Below are 18,595 nucleotides of genomic sequence, written 5' to 3' on the forward strand. Positions count from 1 at the left end.
ATGATTTCCTTTGCGACTGCTGTTTTTCCCAGCTTTGCTTGCAGAGCGCCCACTCTCAACTTCGGGTTTGTCCACATTGGAATTTTTCCGTCGTGCCACATGTCCGCACTTGCGGTATTCTTCCCGGCGAGAGGATAAAACGCTCGGTGGCCCAGACAAAAATGACGAAACTGGACTCCAAGAAACCACAGCCCGCCGTGCCCGGGAATTTTTTCAACGAAATGTCGGCGCACGAGCTGGAACGGTTTCTCGATTTTGTCAGCCGGTTCATGACCGAAACCCAGGACACCCTGTTGCTGGGGATGCCCGCGCGCGAAGTGCCGATCATGGTCCAGCTCATGCGATCGCATCTTCGCGGGCGGCTGGAGACACCATCGTCGCTGATCGACGGTTCAGGACTGGCGCGGGGCACGGCCCACCGTCTGATCGAGGAAATGGTGGAGAAAGGCCTGATCGCCAAACGTCCCCGCACTCGTAGCGGCAAGACCTTCTCGCTGCATCCGACGCGGCGGATGATCGATGCATGGATGAACTATGTGCGTCGGGTGAAATCGCTGCTGGGCACAGCGTTCGGACTGTCGGAAGACACGGATTATTTTTTTGGCGCCTCGTATCTGGCCACTGCCGCTGTGGCCCCACTGCCTGTCATGCCCAGCAAGCTGAATCTGCCCGGCGGTTTGCGCCTGCTTCTTCACGCGGATGCGGGTTTCATGGCGATGCAGAAACTCAAACGGCAGTTCGAGATGCATTTCGGCACTGAAATCGAGGTTCGGGCGCTCAGCATTGACCGGCTGCACCGGGAAATTCTCGACAACGCCGGGCGAGGTCAGTCACGCTATGACCTGGTCACATGTGATGTCTGCTGGATGGAAGAGATGATCCAGGCCGAGGCGATCCGGCCCGTGCAAATCCTGGATGGAGGTGAGGCGCGCGATTTGATGGATTTCCACCCTGAGGCGCTTTCGACCGTTCAGCGCGACGATATCCTCTATGGCATTCCTGTCCAGACCACGCCGGAGCTGTTTCTGTACCGCACCGACATTTTCGAACAACAGGGATTGGAGCCACCAGAGCGCCTCGGCGACTTGCTGGAATGCGCCCGCCGGCTGCACGATCCGGCTCGCGGGATGAGCGGTATCTGCTGGAATGGCGCGCGCGGAACGCCGGTGGGCACGAGTTTCATGATGCTGATGGCGGATTTTGGGCAACCCATACTGAACCTGTCGCGCATGGGGAACGGGTTCCGCGATCAGCAGCTTGCCGGCAAAGAGCTTGTTCCGATGCTTGATAGCCCGGAGGCGCTCGAAGCGGCGGAGTTTCTCGTTGAAGTGCTCTCATGGTCGCCGCCCAACGTGCTGCAGATGTCGTGGTACGAGCGCGCCCGTTGTTATGCGGACGGGAAAGCTGCAATGGCCTATAGCTACACCCAGATCCTGCCGTTGGTCGAGAACCATCCGGAACTGCCAAGCTTTGGGCACACGGGGTATCTCCCGCACCCTACGGCACCTGGCATCCCGCGCAATGCGCCGCTGGGTGGTTGGAACATCTGCGTGCCCTCCAACCTCAAATCCGCGCGGATCGGAGACGTAAGCCTGGCTGCGCGTACTCTGACCTCGGCTGCCGCCACGAAACTCTACATTGAAAATGGCAGCCTTGTGAGTTCACGCTTCAGCGTTTGCAACGACCCGGTCGTGGCTCACGGTCGCCCGGTCATCGCCACCGTCGACAAGATGGCCCGCGCGGGTCAACTTCAGACTTGGGCGCGTCCGGCTGTGCCGCAATTCAACGCGCTTGTTCGCATCCTGGGGGAGGAAATCCACACCATGCTGCTGCGGAACAAGAAACCCGCCGCCGCCCTGCGTGATGCCCAGGCCCGCTGTGAACGGGCAATGGGTCTATAAGGTTAGACGCAGACCCATTCCCGTTCGGCATGGGATGCCTGCATAGCTTCAACCGTGCGCTGTACTTCGTAGGCCTCGCGGAAATCGGGACCACAGGCCGGCCCGCCCGAATGCGCCGCCAGCAATTCGGCCACCTCGATCACCTTCAGATCATTGAAGCCCAAGTGATGTCCCGGTGCCGGACAGAATTGGCCATAAGGCGGATGGGCCGGGCCGGATTCGATCCTCGTATAGCCGCTTCGCCCCTGCGTGCCGGACCAGAGCTGCAATTCGTTCATCCGTTCCTGGGTAAAAGCCATAGCACCCTTGGTTCCGCTGATTTCCCAAGACAGGTCCATGGTGCGGGCGGTGGCGGCCCAATTGGCCTCGAGACTACCGCTCACCCCGCTATTAAAGCGCAGCAGCGCGTGGGTCATGTCGTCCACTTCGACGGGCGCTCGCTCGGACGCGCCGGGTGCTTTCGGCCGGGTCCTGTGGATCGTCCTGCAATCCGCCTGCACCCTGGCGATCGGGCCAACAAGATAGCGCGCCATCGAAATGATGTGGCTGCCGATATCGGCCACTGCCCCACCGCCCTGCGGGTCGGTGCGGAAGGAATGTGGCACGTCGGGGTCGGCCATGTAATTCTCGGCATGGCGGCCACGAAAGCCGGTGACCTCGCCAATCTCGCCGCTCGAGATGATGTCGCGCGCCAGCTTGATCATCGGGTTGCGCAAGAAATTGAATCCCACGAGCGTGACGATGCCCGACGCCTCTGCCGCTTCGGTCATCTCAAGCGCCAGCGCTGCCGTGGTCGAGAGAGGCTTTTCGCAATAGACGGTCTTGCCCGCCGCAATTGCCGCATGGGCAATCGGCGCATGCAGCACGTTGGGTGCGGTGATGGCCACGATGTCAACGGACTCATCCGCGACCAGATCCTGCCAGTCGCCTGTTCCGCGCGCAAAGCCAAGAGACAGCGCAGCCTGTGCAGCCTGTTCGTCGCTTGCATCCGCAAGCACGCGCAGTCGCGGCTCGGCCGGCACGTCGAACAGCCCCGCAACGCTGCGGAACGCATTTGCATGGCAGCGCCCCATGAATCCCGATCCTACCAGTCCGATGCCGATCTCCGGTTTGCTCATTGTCTGATCCTCCTGTCGGTCATGCCGCCGCATCGTCACGATGATGGGACACAGCGTCGATCAGGTTTTCCTCGGTCATCGCGTCCCCTTCGAATTCTGCAACAATCGCGCCCTCGGACATGGCCAGAACCCGGTGGCTGACGCCGAGAACCTCGGGCATTTCCGAAGAGATCACGATCACTGCCAGCCCTTTTTGCGCCAAGTCCGCAATCAATTCGTGAATGGCCGATTTCGACCCCACGTCGATCCCACGAGTCGGTTCATCGAGAATGATCAGTTTGGGATCCGCACAAAGCCACTTGGCCAGAACAAATTTCTGTTGGTTGCCACCCGAAAGCTGAGACACCGCCTGATCCGGACCGGTGGTCTTGATCGACAGGGCCGAGCGGTATTTCTCGAACACCGCCAGTTCCTTTGGTCGGTTCATGATCGACACTGACGAAAACAGTCCAAGATGCGGCAGAGACGTGTTTTCCCGCCCACCCATCATCAGCACAAGCCCCTGTTCCTTTCGGCTTTCGGGCACCAGTGCCATGCCCATGTCAATGGATTGCCGAGGCGAGGGCAGGGCGATCTCGCCGCCTTTCCAATACAGCTTTCCGCTGTCGGCCTTGCGGACGCCAAAGACGGTTTCGACAACCTCCGACCGCCCGGCCCCGACAAGCCCGTACAATCCCAAAACCTCGCCTTCGCGTACCGAGAAACCGACATCGCGGAAAACACCCGCTTTGCTCAGCCCTTCGACGCGCAGCACTTCTGCCCCGAACTCGGCTTTGGCCCTGATAAAATAGGTATCCAACGTACGCCCGATCATCATGCGGGTGACCTGGTTCAAGTCGGTTTCGGCCGTATCGACCGTGCCCTGCACCTGACCGTCGCGCAGCACCGTGATGCGGTCGGTTATATCAAAAATCTCGTTCATCTTGTGCGAGATATAGACGATGCCGACACCCCGCGCCTTCAGGCCGCGAATGGTCTGGAACAATTGATCCTTCTCGGTGTCCGTCAATGATGCCGTGGGCTCGTCGAAGATCACGACGTTCGCGTTGAACGCTTCGGCGCGGGCGATCTCGACCATCTGCTGCATCGCTACCGACAGGGTGCCAACGCGCGTATCCGGGCCGAAGCCACATCCCAGTGCGTCCAACGCGCTTGCCGCGTGACGACGCAATTCGCGCTTCTTCAGCACCCCGAACCGGTTTGTGGGCCAAGCTCCCAGGTAGATATTCTCGGCCACCGATAGTTCCGGCGAGAGCGACAATTCCTGGTGGATCAGCAATATCCCCTTTCGCCGCGCATCCAAGGGGCCGGCGACCTGGGTCGGCGCTCCCTGGTAGATGATTTCACCGGCATCGGGCTTGTGCAGCCCGGCCAGCACTTTCATCAAGGTGGATTTTCCGGCCCCGTTTTCGCCCACCAACGCGTGAACCTCGCCGGAGCGGATGTCAAAGCTTACATCGTCAAGCGCTGTGACACCCGGGAACGTCTTGGTAATGCCTTCGACCTTCAGAATGACGTCGCCCATCAGGTGTACCCCTTGTGGTTCAAAACTTTGTCCAGAACGAGGGCCAACACGAGCACGGCGCCCATCACCATCAGTTCCACATAATTGGGCGTGTTCAGCAGCCGCAGGCCATTCCGCAAGACCGCCAATGTCAGCACACCCCCGATCGTCATCCACATGCTGCCGAACCCGCCTTGCAGGCGCGTGCCGCCAAGCACCACGGCGATGATCGTCCACAATTCCCAGATCCTGCCTGCATTGGGTTCGGCCGTGCCAAGCCGCATCGATAGCAGTATGCCGCAAACCGCCGCCAGCGTGCTGCAGATTGTAAAATTTATGATCTTGTGGCGCTTGACGTTGATGCCCGCATCGTGCGCGGCCTCGATATTGTCACCGACTGCATAGGTTTCGCGGCCATGCCGAGTGCTCGACAGCACCCATTGGAAAAACAGCGCAAGCGCGAAAAAAATCATTGCCGTAAGGGAAATCGGGCCAAGATACACCTCGGGAATCTCGGTATAACTGAAATCCGGCACCATCAGCGCGTTTTCACCCGAGTAGACAAAAACCAGGCCCCGAATGCCGATCAGCCCACCCAGCGTCACGATAAAGGAATGCATCCCGGACAGCGCCACGAGCGTCCCGTTGAGGAACCCCAGCGCCGCGCCCGACATCAGGCCAAGGAACACCGCGGGCCAGACGCCCATGTGATCCTGCAACCCAATTGCCAATGCGGAGGCCAGTGCAAGGACGGCGCCCACGGACAAATCAATCTCGCCGTTGATCATTACCATCGTCATGCCGATGGCGAGAATGCCGATGAACGCGCCCTGGGTCAGGATGTTGCCAATATTGTTGACGGTAAGAAAATACGGGCTTGCCCAGGAAAAGACGATGATTGTCAGCGCCAGGAACACCCAAATATGGTTTCTGAGCAGCCACCCGAGCACGCTTTGCAGCGGCGATCCGGCACGGATATCGGTTGCGTGGCTCATGCGAAAATCCTTCCGCGCTTGGCGCCCAGATCAATCCAGACTGCGATGATGATGACAGCCCAGGTGACGAGCCATTGCACGTAGTAGGGAAAGCCCAGCAACAGTAGTCCGTTCTGGATGAAACCGAGCATCGAGATCCCGATGACCGTGCGCCAGATACTGCCCGAGCCGCCCAGGAGCGAGGTGCCGCCAAGGATTACACCGGCAAGCACCGTCAGCTCATAACCTTGTCCGATCGTGTTCTGCGCGCCCATCACGCGGCTGCCCATGATGACGGCCGCAACACCGGTTGTGAAACCCGAGACGACATAGGTCCAGAATACCGTCCAGCGCGCGTCGATCCCGGAAAAGACGCTGGCGGTCTCATTGCCGCCCACACCATAGACGCGCCGCCCGAAGGTCGTGAATTGCAGAACAACGCCTGCGATTACGGCACCGACCAAAAACAGGATAACCGGCACCGGCAGACCCAGAAAATCACCCCGTCCGAAAACTGCAAACCAGGTCTCCTGCGCGTTTGCGACATTGACGTTCGACCCGCCCGAATACAGCAGGACAAGACCTTGTAAAAAAGACAACATCGCCAGAGTCACGATCAAAGCGTTCAGCCCGACAAAACCCACGAGCACTCCGTTGAAAGCGCCCACCGCCAACCCCGCCAGCAGCGTCATGACGATCGCTGGGAAAGGCCCTGCGATATTGTGCTGATCGACGACGATGACGGTCAGCAGCGTCAACAGCGAACCGATCGAGAGGTCAAGGCGCCCGGTCAGCACGACAAAGGTGACCCCCAGCGCCATCATGCCCGTGATCGACACCTGCCGGAGCACATCGAGAATGTTGCCCGGCGACAGAAAGGCATCGGCATTGAGCGCGACTACTCCCAGAAACACCAGGAAGGCCAGTGCCAGCCCGTGCCGGCGCAACAAGCCATTGATCGTCTGTCCCATTGAATGTCCTCCCTGCATTGACGATAGAAAGCGTCCGGGGTCCGAAAAACTACCGTTATGTCCAAAATGAATCTTTGCCCGGAGGACTTCCGAGCAGCGCTCTGACGTCGGTCTTCGTTGCAAATTACCGAAAATCAGATTTGGACATTTAAGCAATTGAGCGCGCCCCCCTTCTGCCGAACAGTCAGAGGCAAGCACCCCGAAACGCTGCCAACGGGGCGTGCACAGAGGAGGAATGGCAGTGTCCAGAGGAGGAAAACATGACGAAATTCACAAAAGCACTGGCCCTCGCCACCGCTGTTGTCTGCTCAGCAGGTGCCGTAACAGCACAGGATGTGCCGGACTGGCTTGACGGAGAGCTCAAGAAGCCGCTTTCCGAGACACGGATCGGCATCACCGTGCTTTATCCCGGCTCCAACGCCTATCAGGCAAAATATGCCGAAACCGCCGAAGCCTATAGCCGGGAGCTTGGCATCCAGGCGACCGTGATGGACCCGCAAGGCGACCCGGCCACGCAATTTGACCAGATCCAGGATATGGCGTCACAAAACATGGACGCGCTGGTGGTCTGGCCCACATCTCAGAATGCGCTTATTCCGGCGATCCGCAACGCATCGCGCGCAGGGATCCCGGTAATTACTTCGAACTCGCCGATCGGCGAAGCGGGACGCCGCTACGTCGTCGGCCATACCGGCCCCGACGATTGCGCTCAGGCCGAGCAAGCCGCCGAGATGTTGGCAGATTCACTCGGGGGCGAAGGCGATATCGTGGTGGTCGAAGGTACGCCCGGATACTCCGTTTCAATCCTGCGCAAGAACTGCTTCCTCGACAAGATGGCGGACGATTATCCCGGAATCAACGTTCTCGCCAGCCAGACCGCAGAATGGAACCGGGAGAAGGCGCAGACCGTGATGGAGACGTTCCTTACCCAGTTCGGCGACGAGATCGACGGGGTCTATGCCTTTGACGATGGTATGGGCTTGGGCGTGATCAGCGCACTGCAGGGCGCCGGCAAGGAACCGGGAGAGGTCAAGGTCGTGACCTGCAATCAGTTCGGCGAAGGCTGGGACGCGATGAAGGCCGGTTGGCATTCGGGATCCAACAAGCAATCCCCGGTCGATGACGCAATCCTGGCCATCCAGACCGCGATAAAGGTCGCTAACGGCATCGACGTGCCGGACCTGCAAGGCATCGAGACGCCGAAGGTGCTGCCGCAGAACGTGGACGATTTCGAGCGCCCGTCCTGGTGAACCCGGTCTCGTGTCATTTCGGGCCGCGTCTTGGGACGCGGCCCGTATGACTGATCAATAATGCCCCCGCGCGCGCATGATCGCGTCGATCCGGTTCTGTGATTGGGACAGGGCCTGCTCGACCGTCAAAACCCCTTGCAACATCATGTGGATCTCATCGCCCAATACACTCAACAGGTCGCTGAATTCAGGGATCGGAGGGCGCGGCCAGGTCTGCAATTCCCCCCGCCGCTCCATGGCGTCCACTTCGCTGATCAGCGAAGAACTGGTCTGCACCTCCGGGTCGGCGCTGGTCGAGAAGCGCGGGCTGGTGAGGTTGCCGTTCAGGACGTACCATTTCAGCATTTCTGGTCGCGTCAGATACTCCATCACCTTCCAGGACGCCTTTTTGCGCTGATCGTCGAGTCCGGCAGGAACCGCCAGCGAAAACCCTCCGATTGGCGACACGGTCGGCGCGCCCGGTCCGTGCGGATGCGGCATAAACTTGACATTTCCATGCGCGGGAGAGTCCTCGTTCAGCTCGAAGGCGGCGGCACGGATACTCCAGCCATAGGTCATCACCGCCTCGCCGCGCGAAAAAATGTTGATCCGCCGATCCCAGTTGCAGGTCAGGCTATCTTTGTGGGAAAACTCCGCCAGTTCCAGTAAAAATTCCGCCGAGGCCCGCGCCGCTTCGGTGTTCAGTTGCGGGCGATAGTTCTCCCCTTCGATCTCGGCGACATTGAATTCATCCCCCAGCGGATCGAGATTGATGATCGGCTGGCCGAAATCCGCGAGTGTCTGGATGAAGGTGTGGGCCATCGGTGTGCCGCGGCCGAAATTCATCACGATCCCGGCCATATTGAACCTTGAGCGATGCAAGACCCGGGCCGCCAGTAAAAGCTCTTCGGTCGTTCTCGGGCAGGTCAGCCCGGCCTCGGCAAAGAGGTCCGAGCGGCAGAACAGCAGTTCCGCAGTCGGCTGGATCGGCAGGCCGTACTGGTTGTTGTTCCAAGATGATCCTTTGTAGGCTGCGTTGTGGAAATCGGATGGGTTATACCGTTCTGCCCGCATGATTTCGTCCAGCGGCTCGATCACACCTTCGGTGGCCAACTGCCCGATCCATGGAAGGTCCACAGCCATCAGGTCGAATTTGGAGACTTGCCGCCCGGCATTTCGCATGATCTCCCCATGCAGCTCGTCCAGAGGGAGATTTACGATCTCTATATTGGTCCCGCACAACTCATCCAGATTCGACGAAAACTCGCTGAGCGTCTTGAAGGTCGGATCGATCGGGCTGAGAATCCGGAACGTTCGGTCTACCCCGACTCCGATCCGCATGGCACTGGGATATGGCAGCGTCCGCGAGGCCATGTAGTAGCCGCCGAAATAGAAATCGCCCATTTCTCCGTCGCCGGTCGTAAACCCGAAGGTGTTGCCCACCATCGCCTTGAGCTGCATGGCAAAGCTTTCGAATTCCGCGATGAGTTTTCGCGTGGGATGCAGTGAAAAGGATTTTCCGGATCGCGATTTGGGCCGTTTGTGCAGCAGTCCTTCCTCGATCAACTCGGTGATCCGCCGCATCGCTGTGCCATAAGGCACGTCCGCCGCCATCGCCGCCGAGGTCACGGTCAGCAACTTGCCTTCCAGATGACGACGCATGGCGTAGGCCACGATATTCCAACGCGGGTCCACCTTGGCAAGGCTTGTGCGCTTTTCGGATAATTCGCGGTTCGATTCCACGAAAGTCAGAATCCGCAACAGTTCCTCGCGTGTCATGAGGCCATCTCCTGTGGTCCGGCGGGATACACCGGACCATGATCCCAAAGCGGTTCCGGCTTGCCAGCTACCGTTCGTCCAAATCTGACATTTCGCGTGTTCTGCCACAAGCTCGCCCCGTGCGACGGTCCTCGGGCAAGACCAGTCAGGGTAAAAGACGATGGCGCAAACGCAATACGACTACATCGTGATCGGCGCAGGTTCCGCGGGCTGTGCAGTGGCCGGTCGGCTGGGCGAAGCCGGGCACTCGGTGCTGCTGCTGGAGGCGGGCGGCAAGGATCGCAACCCGTTTATCCACATCCCGCTTGGCTATTCGATGCTCTATGCCAACCGTTCCGTGAACTGGTGCTACGAAAGCGCGCCGGAGCCGCATCTGAACAATCGCCGCCTGTTCCAGCCGCGCGGCAAGGTTCTGGGTGGGACCGGTTCGATCAACGGCATGATCTACATGCGTGGCCAACCTCAGGATTTCGACGGTTGGGAAGCGGCTGGGTGCACGGGCTGGGGATGGGAGGGCGTGTTGCCTTATTTCAAATCCTGTGAAGACCAGGAACGCGGTGCGGATGCGTTCCACGGGACCGGCGGCCCGGTCGCGGTGTCGGACATCCGCACCGAACATGCGCTTGGCGAAGCTTTTCACGCCGCGTCCGAAGCTCTTGGCGTACCGCGCAACGATGATTTCAACGGTGCCCAGCAGGAAGGCACCGGTTACGTCCAAACCACAACCAGAAAAGGCATGCGCTGGAGCACGGCGGCAGGCTATCTGCGCGGTGCTGCGAAACGGAATATCGACCTGACGCTTTACGCCATGGTCGAACGCATCCTTCTGGAGGGCCGTCGCGCCACGGGTGTCCGCTGGACCGACAGGCAAGGCACACATGAGGCACGGGCACGGCGCGAGATCATCCTGAGCGGCGGAACCTTCAATTCGCCGCAGATCCTCCAAATCTCCGGGATCGGTCCGGGCGCGCTGCTCAGGCGCCACGGCATCGAGGTGCAGCACGAATTGCCGGGCGTTGGCGGAAACCTGCAAGACCATTTCGGCATAGGCGCGGAATACCGATCCACGGTCCATTCCACCGTCAACGATCTTTACAACAACAAGCTCAAGGGCGGGCTGCAACTTCTGCGTCACTTGATCTTCCGCAGCGGTCCCTTTGCCGACAACGGCAATTACTCCAATACCTTCATCTGCTCGGGACCAGAGATCGACCGCCCGGACATGATGGTCACTTTCATGGCCTGGTGCACGAACGAACAGCTCAAGCCGCACCCGTTCTCGGGCTTCACCATATTGGCCGAACACATGCGCCCCACCTCCCGCGGGCATGTCAGGATCTCCGGCCCGACTCCCACCGATCAGCCGGAGATCCAGTTCAATTTCTTCTCGGAAGAAGCCGACCGGCGCGCCGCGATTGCCGGTCTGCAATTCGGACGCAAGATCGCACAGACGCGGCCGATGGCCGACTGCGTGGATTACGAGATTTCACCAGGAAAAGATGTGCAGTCCGAGGCCGAATTGCTGGATTATTGTCGCGCCAATGGCTTGTCGCTTCTACACCCGGTCGGCACCTGCAAGATGGGAGTGGACGACGATTCCGTGGTCGACCCCCGCCTGCGGGTCCAGGGTATCGACGGGTTGCGCGTCGCCGATGCCTCGATCATGCCACGCATCGTCACCGGAAATACCAATGCTGCCGCGATCATGATCGGCGAAAAAGCTGCCGCTTTGATCCTCGAAGACGTCAAGGAGCTTGCCTGATGCAGACGCTTGGACTGGCCCTCATGGGCACCGGACGCATGGCCCATGTCTATGGTCCGAAGATCAACGCTCATCCCGGTCTGCGGCTCGAGGTCATCTATAACCCCCGCATGACATCGGCTGAAAAAGCCGCCGGGCAGTATGGCGGGTGCGCGATGGACGATCTGGATGCGGTGCTTGCCAACCCAAAGGTCGACGCGGTTGTGATCGCCACACCGACCGACACCCATGTCGACTATATCGAAGCCGCCGCCCGCGCGGGCAAGCCGATCTATTGCGAAAAGCCGCTTGATCAGTCGCTTGAGCGTGTGGACCGAGCCATGGCGGCGCTTGACGCTCACCCCGTGCCCTTCATGCTGGGTTTCAACCGGCGCTTCGATCCGGACAATGCGGCCCTGCGCGCGGCGGTGAAGCGGGGCGAGGTGGGGCGGCTCACCATGCTGATGAGTTGGTCGCGCGAACCCAGCCCACCGCCGATCGACTATGTCCGGGCCTCAGGCGGATATTTCGTCGATGCCACGATCCACGATATCGACCTGATATGCTGGATTGCCGGCGAACGTCCGGTCGAGGTCATGGCGGCCGGCTCCTGCATGTTCGACGCCCGGATCGGCGCCGAGGGCGATTTCGACATGACCATGACGACGCTCAGGATGCCGTCTGGAGCCCTCGTTCACATCAACAACAGCCGCAGCTGTGCCTACGGATTCGACCAGCGGATGGAAGTCTTTGGCGACAAGGGGATGGTGCAGACGCTCAACCACCGTGACGACAATCTCGTACGCTGGGACAAGACCCGCACCGTCGCTCGCGAGCCGCTCAAACACTTCTTTCTCGAACGCTATGATCAATCCTTTTACAATGCACTCGACGAGTTCCATGCGGCAGTGACAACCGAGCGGAACCCATCCGCGTCCGCACAAGATGGTCGCGCCGCGCTCGCCATCGCGCTTGCCTGTTCGCAATCCGCAAAAACCGGCAGCGCCATCAAACCGGATTACGAACAATGCCTCCGGGAATGATCTCGAGAAACCGGTTTGTTTCGACGCTCGCACGACTCCATCTGGGCCTGAAACTGTCGTGGATGGCGGAACGCGGCTACCATGTCGAAGCGCAGAGCTGCATGTGCAGCCCAATGAAAGTCTGAACAATCTCGCGCTCTGAACGGGGTGCGATAGAATGGGTGGAATGATGAAGGTTCCCACCTTTGCCGAAACTGCCCGACTTTCCTCGCCTGAGCCACGCGATGACGACGAAGAAGACACGCCGGCGAAAGTCGTGGCCATACTTAAACGGATAACCGAGAGGACGTCTTGGCCTCCCGCAGTCGTTAGGTGTCGTCGGAAACCGGGTGAGAGCCCCCCACAAATAAGACCCGTTGGCTTCAAGACAGCGAGGCCGATCTTTGGTTTCCGCTTTGCTGCAATGTTGGACTCCAAAGTCCACAATGCCGACCACCTCGAACTCGAGGGGGCATCCATGCGCAAAACCATCGCCAAAATGAATAACGAAATGCCTCAAACCGGATACCCGGAACACGCTGCCTCACGGCAACGCGGCACTGGTCGGCGGATGCCCCGGAACAAGTGGGCTCATGTTGTCGGAATCGGTGGGCGCATGCTCCAAAATACCCACTCCACCGACATTCCTCAAATAAAATGCCGTCTAGCTCATGGTGACGCCGACTGCGCAACGATCAATCCTTTTGGGCGCATTGTGCTGATGTCTGGGCATCTGGACCAAAGGGAAAGCTGATCGCATGAAACATCACAGTGGCGCATTACCATGCCCGTAGGGCTAATCGGCAAACAAACTCCGCGCCGACGCGAGCTTCATCCAATCCCGACCGCCGAAGGCGACGAGTGCGAGAAATATTTCCGCGGCGTCTACATCCGGTTTGAGTACGATGGTCAGTCGGTGGCCTGCGCCGCCATAGCGTACGATCCATCCGTCCAGTTTGCCGCCGAGCCGAACGCCTGATAGCGGGTTTACAGCAATTGCCTGGAGAAGGGCATCGACTTCATCCAGGCGTCGGGCGGCTGCGGCAACGTCACCGTCGGTCACCTCGATAATATGATCAACAATACCGATAAGGTCCCGTTCGAAGAACGGATGCCTGCCAAAACGCATCAGATCTTTTGGGCGATTGTGGCAAGATGCGCCCGTGCGCCTGCAGTAACGTCTGAGGCTTCGCCGACAGGTTCCCATTGATCGAATGGCAGAGATAGGCGGCGCTCTATTTCTGCCTCAAACAAAGTACGTTCACGGTCACGCACTGCTTTGGCTTTGGCCAACTCACCGGAGACTGCCGCGCTCACATTTGGGTATTCTCCAGCTTCGACCAGTTCCTTGGCAAAGGTGTAGGCCGTGTCGGTGAAACTGACGGATTGCTTTTGAACGCTCATGGGATCTCCCTTGGTGCTCCAGTAGACTACCATTGCGAGCTTTGTTTCGCAATGTTGATTGAAGGGTTTGTGCGTCCGAAGCCCAAGTCCTCCGGCCGCCCTGCTCGGCGGCCATGTCGCAGGAGTGAAAGGCCCTTCGGTCCGTCGCGCATTCCTCCCGCAACTCGTCCTGCGACTGCCGCTGTGCCTCGCATCGGCATGGGGGTTAGGGGCGTCCATTCCACCAACTCAGGCGGCCGCGCGAGTTTTTTTGCGCGGTCCGGTCGATTATCCAAAGCTATGTGCGAGACACAATTCACGGATTGAGTGGCCAGACGTAAAGAAGCATCGGCGTCGCGACCAAGATGATCAACACTTCCAGTGGCAGCCCGGGTCGCCAATAATCGCCGAACCGGTAGCCACCGCGTGTAAAAACCAGCGTGTTGGATTGGTGCCCGATCGGGGTCAGAAACGCCGAGGAAGCGCCAACAGCGACTGCCATCAGGAACGGGTCCGCCGAGAAGGACAGGTTGTCCGCGAGCCGTATGGCAATCGGTGACATCACCAGCGCCGTCGCCGCATTGTTGATCACGTCCGACAAGAGCATGGTGATGGCCATGAGAATGGCGATCAGCGCCCAGACCGGAATATCCTGCCCATTCGCAACGATGGCTCCGGCCAGCACATTCGCAAGCTCTGTGGACACCATGGCATCGCCGACGGGAAACAAAGCCCCAAGCAGCACGATCAGCGGCCAATCGATATGCTGATACAGTCCCAGCGGGCTGAGCGAACCGATGGCAACCATGCCTAGAACCGCCGTCAGGAACGCCATGGACGAACTCATTGCCCCGGTCGAGGTCAGCGCGACCGCTGCACCGAAGATCACGAGGCTGGCGATCAGGCGCCGTGGCGCTCCAAGATTGCGTTGTTTCTGGCCCAGCGGGATCACCCCGAACCTGCCGGGCAATTCGCGCAGCGTCTCGACGCTGCCTTGAGCGAGGAACACATCCCCCGCTGCAAGTTTCTGGGTCGCGATCCGCTGCTTTACCCGTCGGCCCTGTTGCGCCAACGCGATGATTTCGGACTCGCGGCCGATCATCCTGTCGAGTTTTCCCAAGGTCAGCCCGATGGCCTGGGCGTCAGCAGGCACGAGGAATTCCGAAAGTTCCTGATCGGACCAGTCGTAATCGCCAAGCGCTTTTTCCGCCCCTTCGCGGTGAATGCAAAAGAGGTCATCACTGATCAGCCGGTCCAGCGTGTCATGGTCGATCCGGGCGAGGATCACATCGTCCGGCCCCACAACCTGCACCCTTCGGATCGGCATGATCCGGTCATCCGCCAAGATTCCGAGCATCTTGGCGTTTTCCGGCAGGCGGCTCTGGATTTCACCGGCGGACAGCCCATTGTAATCGGACTCCTCGGTCAGCGACAGTTCCACGATAAAATCCTGCCGGGAGAAAACGGTGTCGTTGTCGCTGTCCTGGCTGCGGCGCTGTGGGACCAGCCGCCAGCCCACGAAGATGAGATAGACGAAGCCGGTGACAGCCACGACAAGCCCGACAGGAGTGAAGTCGAACATCCCGAAAGGTTCGGCCCCGGCTGCCTTGTCGGTGCGCAGGTTTGCCACGATGATGTTCGGCGGTGTGCCGATCAGGGTGATCATGCCCCCCAGCATTGACCCGAAGGCCAATGGCATCAGGAACATCGAGGGCGGCCGATCCCGCGACCGCGCGCTCTGGATGGCGACCGGCATCATCAGCGCCAGCGCGCCCACATTGTTCATGAAGCTGGAGGCGAAGGTCACGCTGCCCACGAGGTGGGTCAGATGCGTCAGTTTCTTTTTCGAGAACTCGTCGACCTGCGCCGTGATCAGATCAACAACCCCGGAATTCTTCAATGCCGTGCTGATGAGGAGCACACCGATCACGGTGATCACCGCAGGATGGCCAAAGCCGTCGAAGGCCTCGTCTGAGGGGGTCAACCCCGTCACGACACTGGCGATCAGGGCGCATAGCGCAACGACGTCGTGGCGCAGCTTCGTCAGGCCGAAGCCGATGAGCGCGGACACGAGGATGGCAATCAGGATCATCTGATCCTGTGTCAGGGGTATCATCTCGATCGGTCTGTCTCCTCGTTGGCTGGCCTCGGAGCAAGCGGTGACTCGCCGATCACCCGGACCCGACCACGGCAAACGGCACGGCGACAGAGCGCGACCGCGTCTGTTCGACGGTACGACTTACCAGTAGGGGCGGAACCCGTAATGCGCGAAAATGCTGTCTTCGTACCCGCGGTCGATGGTCATGCTCGGGTCGAATTCCGGTGCGTTCTTGACCTTGTCGCGGGTGACATCGACATAGATTTTCTGCTCGCTCCAGACGATCTCCCGCCGCCAGTCCGGCGAAATGAGCACCTTCTTGCCCGGCCACCAGTTCTTGGTATCGACCATAAGGTAACGGATCGCCCAATCGGTCTCGTCGACCATGACATCCTCGATATGACCGATGCTTCCGTCGGTGGCTTCGACGTTATAGCCGGTCACCTCGTTGGCGCTACGCAGTTGGGGATCACCCAGATCACCTGCCTGCACATCCCTCGGGTCTTCCGACGACACAGGCGGTGTGACCGGCATCGCACCGGCCGGAACCATCCCGCCAGGTGCCGGGTAGCCGAACCCACCGTACCAGTAGGGCGTCCAGCCATAGTAGCCGTAAATGTCGGTCTCCATCTGGCGAGACACCGGCTGGTCACTGGCGAGACCCGGCGCTTCCTTGATCTGGTCCTTGACGAGATCGACCGGATACTCGCGCACATCGGTATCCGGGTCACTTAAGGCACTTGGAGGCAGCAGGACCTTGAGGCCGGGAAGCCATGTTCCGGTGTCCACGACGACCCATCGCACGCCGAAATGACTTTCATCGAACAGCAGATCGTCAATGCTGCCGATCGTGCCGTCCTTGGCGCGAAGCTGATATCCGGTGATGAGGGAACTGCGTTGCATGATCCTGTCTCCTTTCGTGGTGGTCCTGGATCGCCGTCCCGTCAAACCAGACGCGGCACGGCAGGGATGACGCCCGGTCAAAGACCGAACGGATAGGTGTCCGGCACACCGTCACGCGTCTTGTCGGTATCCAGCGGGGTGATCGCGCGGGTTTCGTCGAACCAGACCCACGCATCGAACTGCTGCGCCAGTGACGCCGCGGCGTAGTGACTCTGGAGTTCCGTTTCCGGGCGGTAGATCACGCCGATGAACCGTTCGAGCTTCTGCTCGGTCAAGCGCCGGCGCACCGCGTCGTCGCGCTTGAGGTCGAGCAGGAACTGCGGCACGTCCGCATCGTGGCAGACCCGTTCAAAGCTGTCGCCCCGCGAGGGGCGCACCTCTTTGACCTCCATGTCGCCACCCCACTCCGTCGCGGCGGCGACGATGGTGAAGCCGTGGTTTTCGATCAGGTGGCGGGTGATGGCGGCGCGGGCGCGGTAGAACTCGGACGTGCCATGGCTGGCTTCGCCAAGGAGCACAACGCGCTTGTCGGCATAGCGATCAAAGTCCGCGCCGAACTCGGGATCGTCGATATCAGGCAGCGGGTCCGCTGCATCCGCAATCATCTGCGGAAGCGACTTGCCGCTGTTTTGCCCCGGCACGTGGTTGGATGCGGAGCGCCGTCCATCCTCGGTCCAGCCCTGTGCGCCGATCAGGGGCACGAACCGGACACCGCCGATATCGGCGTCATCCCATGCGTCGGCTCCCGTGCGCACCAGCTTGCGCAGCCGCTGCGGACTGTCCTCTTCGCCTTCGCCCACCGGAATGACCAGACGCCCACCGGGTTTCAACTGGCGCTTGAGCGAGGCCGGAACAGACGGCCCACCCGCGGCGACAAGGATCGCATCGTAGGGCGCGGCATCGGGCCAGCCCAGCGTACCGTCCCCGACATGAATTTCTACATTGTCGGCGCCCGCCTTCGCCAGATTTTCGCGCGCCGTTTCGGCAAGCTGTTCATGGCGTTCGACCGTGTGCACGCTGTCCACGATATGGCCCAGCACCGCAGCGGCATAGCCCGACCCCGCACCGATCTCCAGCACACTGTCACCGGGCCGGATTTCGGCAGCCTCAACCATCAGCGCAACGATATAAGGCTGCGAGATCCTCTGGTCGTGGCCGATCGGCAACGGCCTGTCCTCGCAGGCGAATTCCTCGAAACCATCCGCGACGAAGGTCTCCCGCGGCAGGTGGCGCATCGCGTTCAGAACATGCGGATCGCGGATGCCACGACCTGCAATCTGACGGGTCACCATTGCTTCGCGCTGGTTGGATCTGTCAATTAAGGGTGCCATGTCTATGCTCTTTTGCCTGCCACGGCTGAAAGCGTCTTGCTCAATGGATGCGCAATCTCTTCCAGAAGTGCGGTTGCAAACCAAGGTGTTGTATTGGGAGAACTTTTGGTTTGTCCGTCAGTTCCAAGATCTCACGGCATCCATTGATGGGGAAGACGGAAATCCCCTGATGATAGGGGGATGCGACTCATTCGCGACGGAAGCCGCAATTTCCTATGTCTGTCAGGTTGAGCGCAAGCATGTCGAGTAAGCCGGTGCAAACAGCTACAACTGGCTTGTCATGGTTGATGAGGCCGGCAGCTGCGTTGTCGGCATAGTATCCCTCAGGGAAGGTGTTGGCAGCACCTATACGAGCATCAAGTTTCTCCCCGGAACATGGCAGCCGGGGTTCGGGTTGCCTTTGCGAGACCCCGAAACGGAGCTAATTCATGGCCTTCAAATATCTTCTCGCACTCGCCATCCTGCTGGTTGCCCTCGGCCTCGCAGCCTGGTTGGTCTATATCGTCGATGAAGAAACCGATCCGCCCTACGGGCCCGCTGAAACGTCAGACAGCAGAGATTGAAACGTCCTGTTCCCATGCATCGGAACCGATGATGGCCGCAGCTGCAACGTCACGGTGATCGGCCTGGCGCCGCACGTG

Annotated in this window: 17 protein-coding genes; 7 read left to right on the forward strand and 10 right to left on the reverse strand. The window is 60.0% G+C overall.

What is annotated here, in order from left to right; genetic code table 11:
• Positions 1-92: 92 nt before the first annotated feature.
• Positions 93-1,901, forward strand: a complete 1,809-nt coding sequence (locus LCF60_RS16555) for an extracellular solute-binding protein (protein WP_292293253.1) — start codon at positions 93-95, stop codon at positions 1,899-1,901.
• 2 nt (positions 1,902-1,903) lie between these two features.
• Here LCF60_RS16555 and LCF60_RS16560 read toward each other — a convergent pair whose 3' ends face one another.
• From LCF60_RS16560 to LCF60_RS16575, 4 genes are read right to left on the reverse strand one after another with little or no spacing between them, the layout of a single operon-like run.
• Positions 1,904-3,019, reverse strand: a complete 1,116-nt coding sequence (locus LCF60_RS16560) for a Gfo/Idh/MocA family oxidoreductase (RefSeq protein WP_292293255.1) — start codon at positions 3,017-3,019, stop codon at positions 1,904-1,906.
• Positions 3,020-3,038: 19 nt separating this feature from the next.
• On the reverse strand, positions 3,039-4,544 hold the full coding sequence (locus LCF60_RS16565) for a sugar ABC transporter ATP-binding protein (RefSeq protein ID WP_292293257.1): 1,506 nt from the start codon (positions 4,542-4,544) through the stop codon (positions 3,039-3,041).
• Positions 4,544-5,518, reverse strand: a complete 975-nt coding sequence (locus tag LCF60_RS16570) for an ABC transporter permease (protein WP_292293258.1) — start codon at positions 5,516-5,518, stop codon at positions 4,544-4,546. Before LCF60_RS16570 ends, LCF60_RS16565 begins: the two co-directional genes overlap by 1 nt.
• Positions 5,515-6,468: an ABC transporter permease gene (locus tag LCF60_RS16575; RefSeq protein ID WP_292293259.1), complete on the reverse strand. Its 954-nt coding sequence runs from the start codon at positions 6,466-6,468 to the stop codon at positions 5,515-5,517. Before LCF60_RS16575 ends, LCF60_RS16570 begins: the two co-directional genes overlap by 4 nt.
• 260 nt (positions 6,469-6,728) lie before the next feature.
• Between LCF60_RS16575 and LCF60_RS16580 the strand changes: the two genes are divergently transcribed.
• Complete coding sequence (locus LCF60_RS16580; RefSeq protein ID WP_292293260.1) at positions 6,729-7,718, forward strand: sugar ABC transporter substrate-binding protein; 990 nt, start codon at positions 6,729-6,731, stop codon at positions 7,716-7,718.
• Between the two features lie 54 nt (positions 7,719-7,772).
• On the opposite strand, the gene LCF60_RS16585 is transcribed toward LCF60_RS16580, so the two are convergent.
• Positions 7,773-9,158, reverse strand: coding sequence for an extracellular solute-binding protein (locus tag LCF60_RS16585; protein WP_292293261.1), 1,386 nt, complete (start codon positions 9,156-9,158; stop codon positions 7,773-7,775).
• 478 nt (positions 9,159-9,636) lie between these two features.
• On the opposite strand from LCF60_RS16585, the gene LCF60_RS16590 reads away from it, so the two are divergent.
• The 3 genes from LCF60_RS16590 to LCF60_RS16600 all read left to right on the forward strand — a co-directional run bounded on the left by LCF60_RS16590 (position 9,637) and on the right by LCF60_RS16600 (position 12,993).
• Positions 9,637-11,238: a GMC family oxidoreductase N-terminal domain-containing protein gene (locus LCF60_RS16590; RefSeq protein WP_292293263.1), complete on the forward strand. Its 1,602-nt coding sequence runs from the start codon at positions 9,637-9,639 to the stop codon at positions 11,236-11,238.
• Positions 11,238-12,260: an inositol 2-dehydrogenase gene (gene iolG, locus LCF60_RS16595; protein ID WP_292293264.1), complete on the forward strand. Its 1,023-nt coding sequence runs from the start codon at positions 11,238-11,240 to the stop codon at positions 12,258-12,260. Before LCF60_RS16590 ends, iolG begins: the two co-directional genes overlap by 1 nt.
• Positions 12,261-12,717: 457 nt before the next feature.
• Entirely contained in the window at positions 12,718-12,993 is a 276-nt protein-coding gene (locus LCF60_RS16600; RefSeq protein ID WP_292293266.1) for a hypothetical protein, read from the forward strand.
• A gap of 42 nt (positions 12,994-13,035) precedes the next feature.
• Here LCF60_RS16600 and LCF60_RS16605 read toward each other — a convergent pair whose 3' ends face one another.
• From LCF60_RS16605 to LCF60_RS16625, 5 genes are all read right to left on the reverse strand, one after another.
• Positions 13,036-13,368 carry a type II toxin-antitoxin system RelE/ParE family toxin gene (locus LCF60_RS16605; RefSeq protein ID WP_292293267.1) on the reverse strand — a complete coding sequence of 111 codons (333 nt, stop codon included), beginning with the start codon at positions 13,366-13,368 and terminating at the stop codon, positions 13,036-13,038.
• Positions 13,368-13,643, reverse strand: coding sequence for a hypothetical protein (locus LCF60_RS16610; RefSeq protein ID WP_292293269.1), 276 nt, complete (start codon positions 13,641-13,643; stop codon positions 13,368-13,370). The genes LCF60_RS16605 and LCF60_RS16610 overlap by 1 nt, the downstream gene beginning before the upstream one ends.
• Positions 13,644-13,938: 295 nt before the next feature.
• Positions 13,939-15,738: an SLC13 family permease gene (locus LCF60_RS16615; protein ID WP_292293270.1), complete on the reverse strand. Its 1,800-nt coding sequence runs from the start codon at positions 15,736-15,738 to the stop codon at positions 13,939-13,941.
• 123 nt (positions 15,739-15,861) lie between these two features.
• On the reverse strand, positions 15,862-16,623 hold the full coding sequence (locus tag LCF60_RS16620; RefSeq protein ID WP_292293271.1) for a PRC-barrel domain-containing protein: 762 nt from the start codon (positions 16,621-16,623) through the stop codon (positions 15,862-15,864).
• Positions 16,624-16,700: 77 nt separating this feature from the next.
• Positions 16,701-17,954 (reverse strand): protein-L-isoaspartate(D-aspartate) O-methyltransferase, encoded by a 1,254-nt coding sequence (locus LCF60_RS16625; RefSeq protein WP_292293272.1) that lies wholly within the window; start codon positions 17,952-17,954, stop codon positions 16,701-16,703.
• A 43-nt stretch (positions 17,955-17,997) separates the two neighbouring features.
• Between LCF60_RS16625 and LCF60_RS16630 the strand changes: the two genes are divergently transcribed.
• Positions 17,998-18,204 (forward strand): hypothetical protein, encoded by a 207-nt coding sequence (locus tag LCF60_RS16630; RefSeq protein ID WP_292293273.1) that lies wholly within the window; start codon positions 17,998-18,000, stop codon positions 18,202-18,204.
• Positions 18,205-18,382: 178 nt separating this feature from the next.
• Positions 18,383-18,517: a hypothetical protein gene (locus LCF60_RS16635; RefSeq protein WP_292293274.1), complete on the forward strand. Its 135-nt coding sequence runs from the start codon at positions 18,383-18,385 to the stop codon at positions 18,515-18,517.
• Positions 18,518-18,595: the final 78 nt, after the last annotated feature.

This window comes from Marivita sp. (assembly GCF_020055635.1).
Classification (GTDB): Bacteria; Pseudomonadota; Alphaproteobacteria; order Rhodobacterales; family Rhodobacteraceae; genus Marivita.

Coding starts and splice junctions, on each gene's coding strand:
- LCF60_RS16615 (WP_292293270.1), bottom strand. CDS start 15,738: ATGATACCCCTGACACAGGATCAGATGATCCTGATTGCCATCCTCGTG.
- iolG (WP_292293264.1), top strand. CDS start 11,238: ATGCAGACGCTTGGACTGGCCCTCATGGGCACCGGACGCATGGCCCAT.
- LCF60_RS16565 (WP_292293257.1), bottom strand. CDS start 4,544: ATGGGCGACGTCATTCTGAAGGTCGAAGGCATTACCAAGACGTTCCCG.
- LCF60_RS16580 (WP_292293260.1), top strand. CDS start 6,729: ATGACGAAATTCACAAAAGCACTGGCCCTCGCCACCGCTGTTGTCTGC.
- LCF60_RS16600 (WP_292293266.1), top strand. CDS start 12,718: ATGCGCAAAACCATCGCCAAAATGAATAACGAAATGCCTCAAACCGGA.
- LCF60_RS16605 (WP_292293267.1), bottom strand. CDS start 13,368: ATGCGTTTTGGCAGGCATCCGTTCTTCGAACGGGACCTTATCGGTATT.
- LCF60_RS16620 (WP_292293271.1), bottom strand. CDS start 16,623: ATGCAACGCAGTTCCCTCATCACCGGATATCAGCTTCGCGCCAAGGAC.
- LCF60_RS16570 (WP_292293258.1), bottom strand. CDS start 5,518: ATGAGCCACGCAACCGATATCCGTGCCGGATCGCCGCTGCAAAGCGTG.
- LCF60_RS16630 (WP_292293273.1), top strand. CDS start 17,998: ATGGATGCGCAATCTCTTCCAGAAGTGCGGTTGCAAACCAAGGTGTTG.
- LCF60_RS16625 (WP_292293272.1), bottom strand. CDS start 17,954: ATGGCACCCTTAATTGACAGATCCAACCAGCGCGAAGCAATGGTGACC.
- LCF60_RS16635 (WP_292293274.1), top strand. CDS start 18,383: ATGGCCTTCAAATATCTTCTCGCACTCGCCATCCTGCTGGTTGCCCTC.
- LCF60_RS16610 (WP_292293269.1), bottom strand. CDS start 13,643: ATGAGCGTTCAAAAGCAATCCGTCAGTTTCACCGACACGGCCTACACC.
- LCF60_RS16590 (WP_292293263.1), top strand. CDS start 9,637: ATGGCGCAAACGCAATACGACTACATCGTGATCGGCGCAGGTTCCGCG.
- LCF60_RS16585 (WP_292293261.1), bottom strand. CDS start 9,158: ATGCAGCTCAAGGCGATGGTGGGCAACACCTTCGGGTTTACGACCGGC.
- LCF60_RS16560 (WP_292293255.1), bottom strand. CDS start 3,019: ATGAGCAAACCGGAGATCGGCATCGGACTGGTAGGATCGGGATTCATG.
- LCF60_RS16575 (WP_292293259.1), bottom strand. CDS start 6,468: ATGGGACAGACGATCAATGGCTTGTTGCGCCGGCACGGGCTGGCACTG.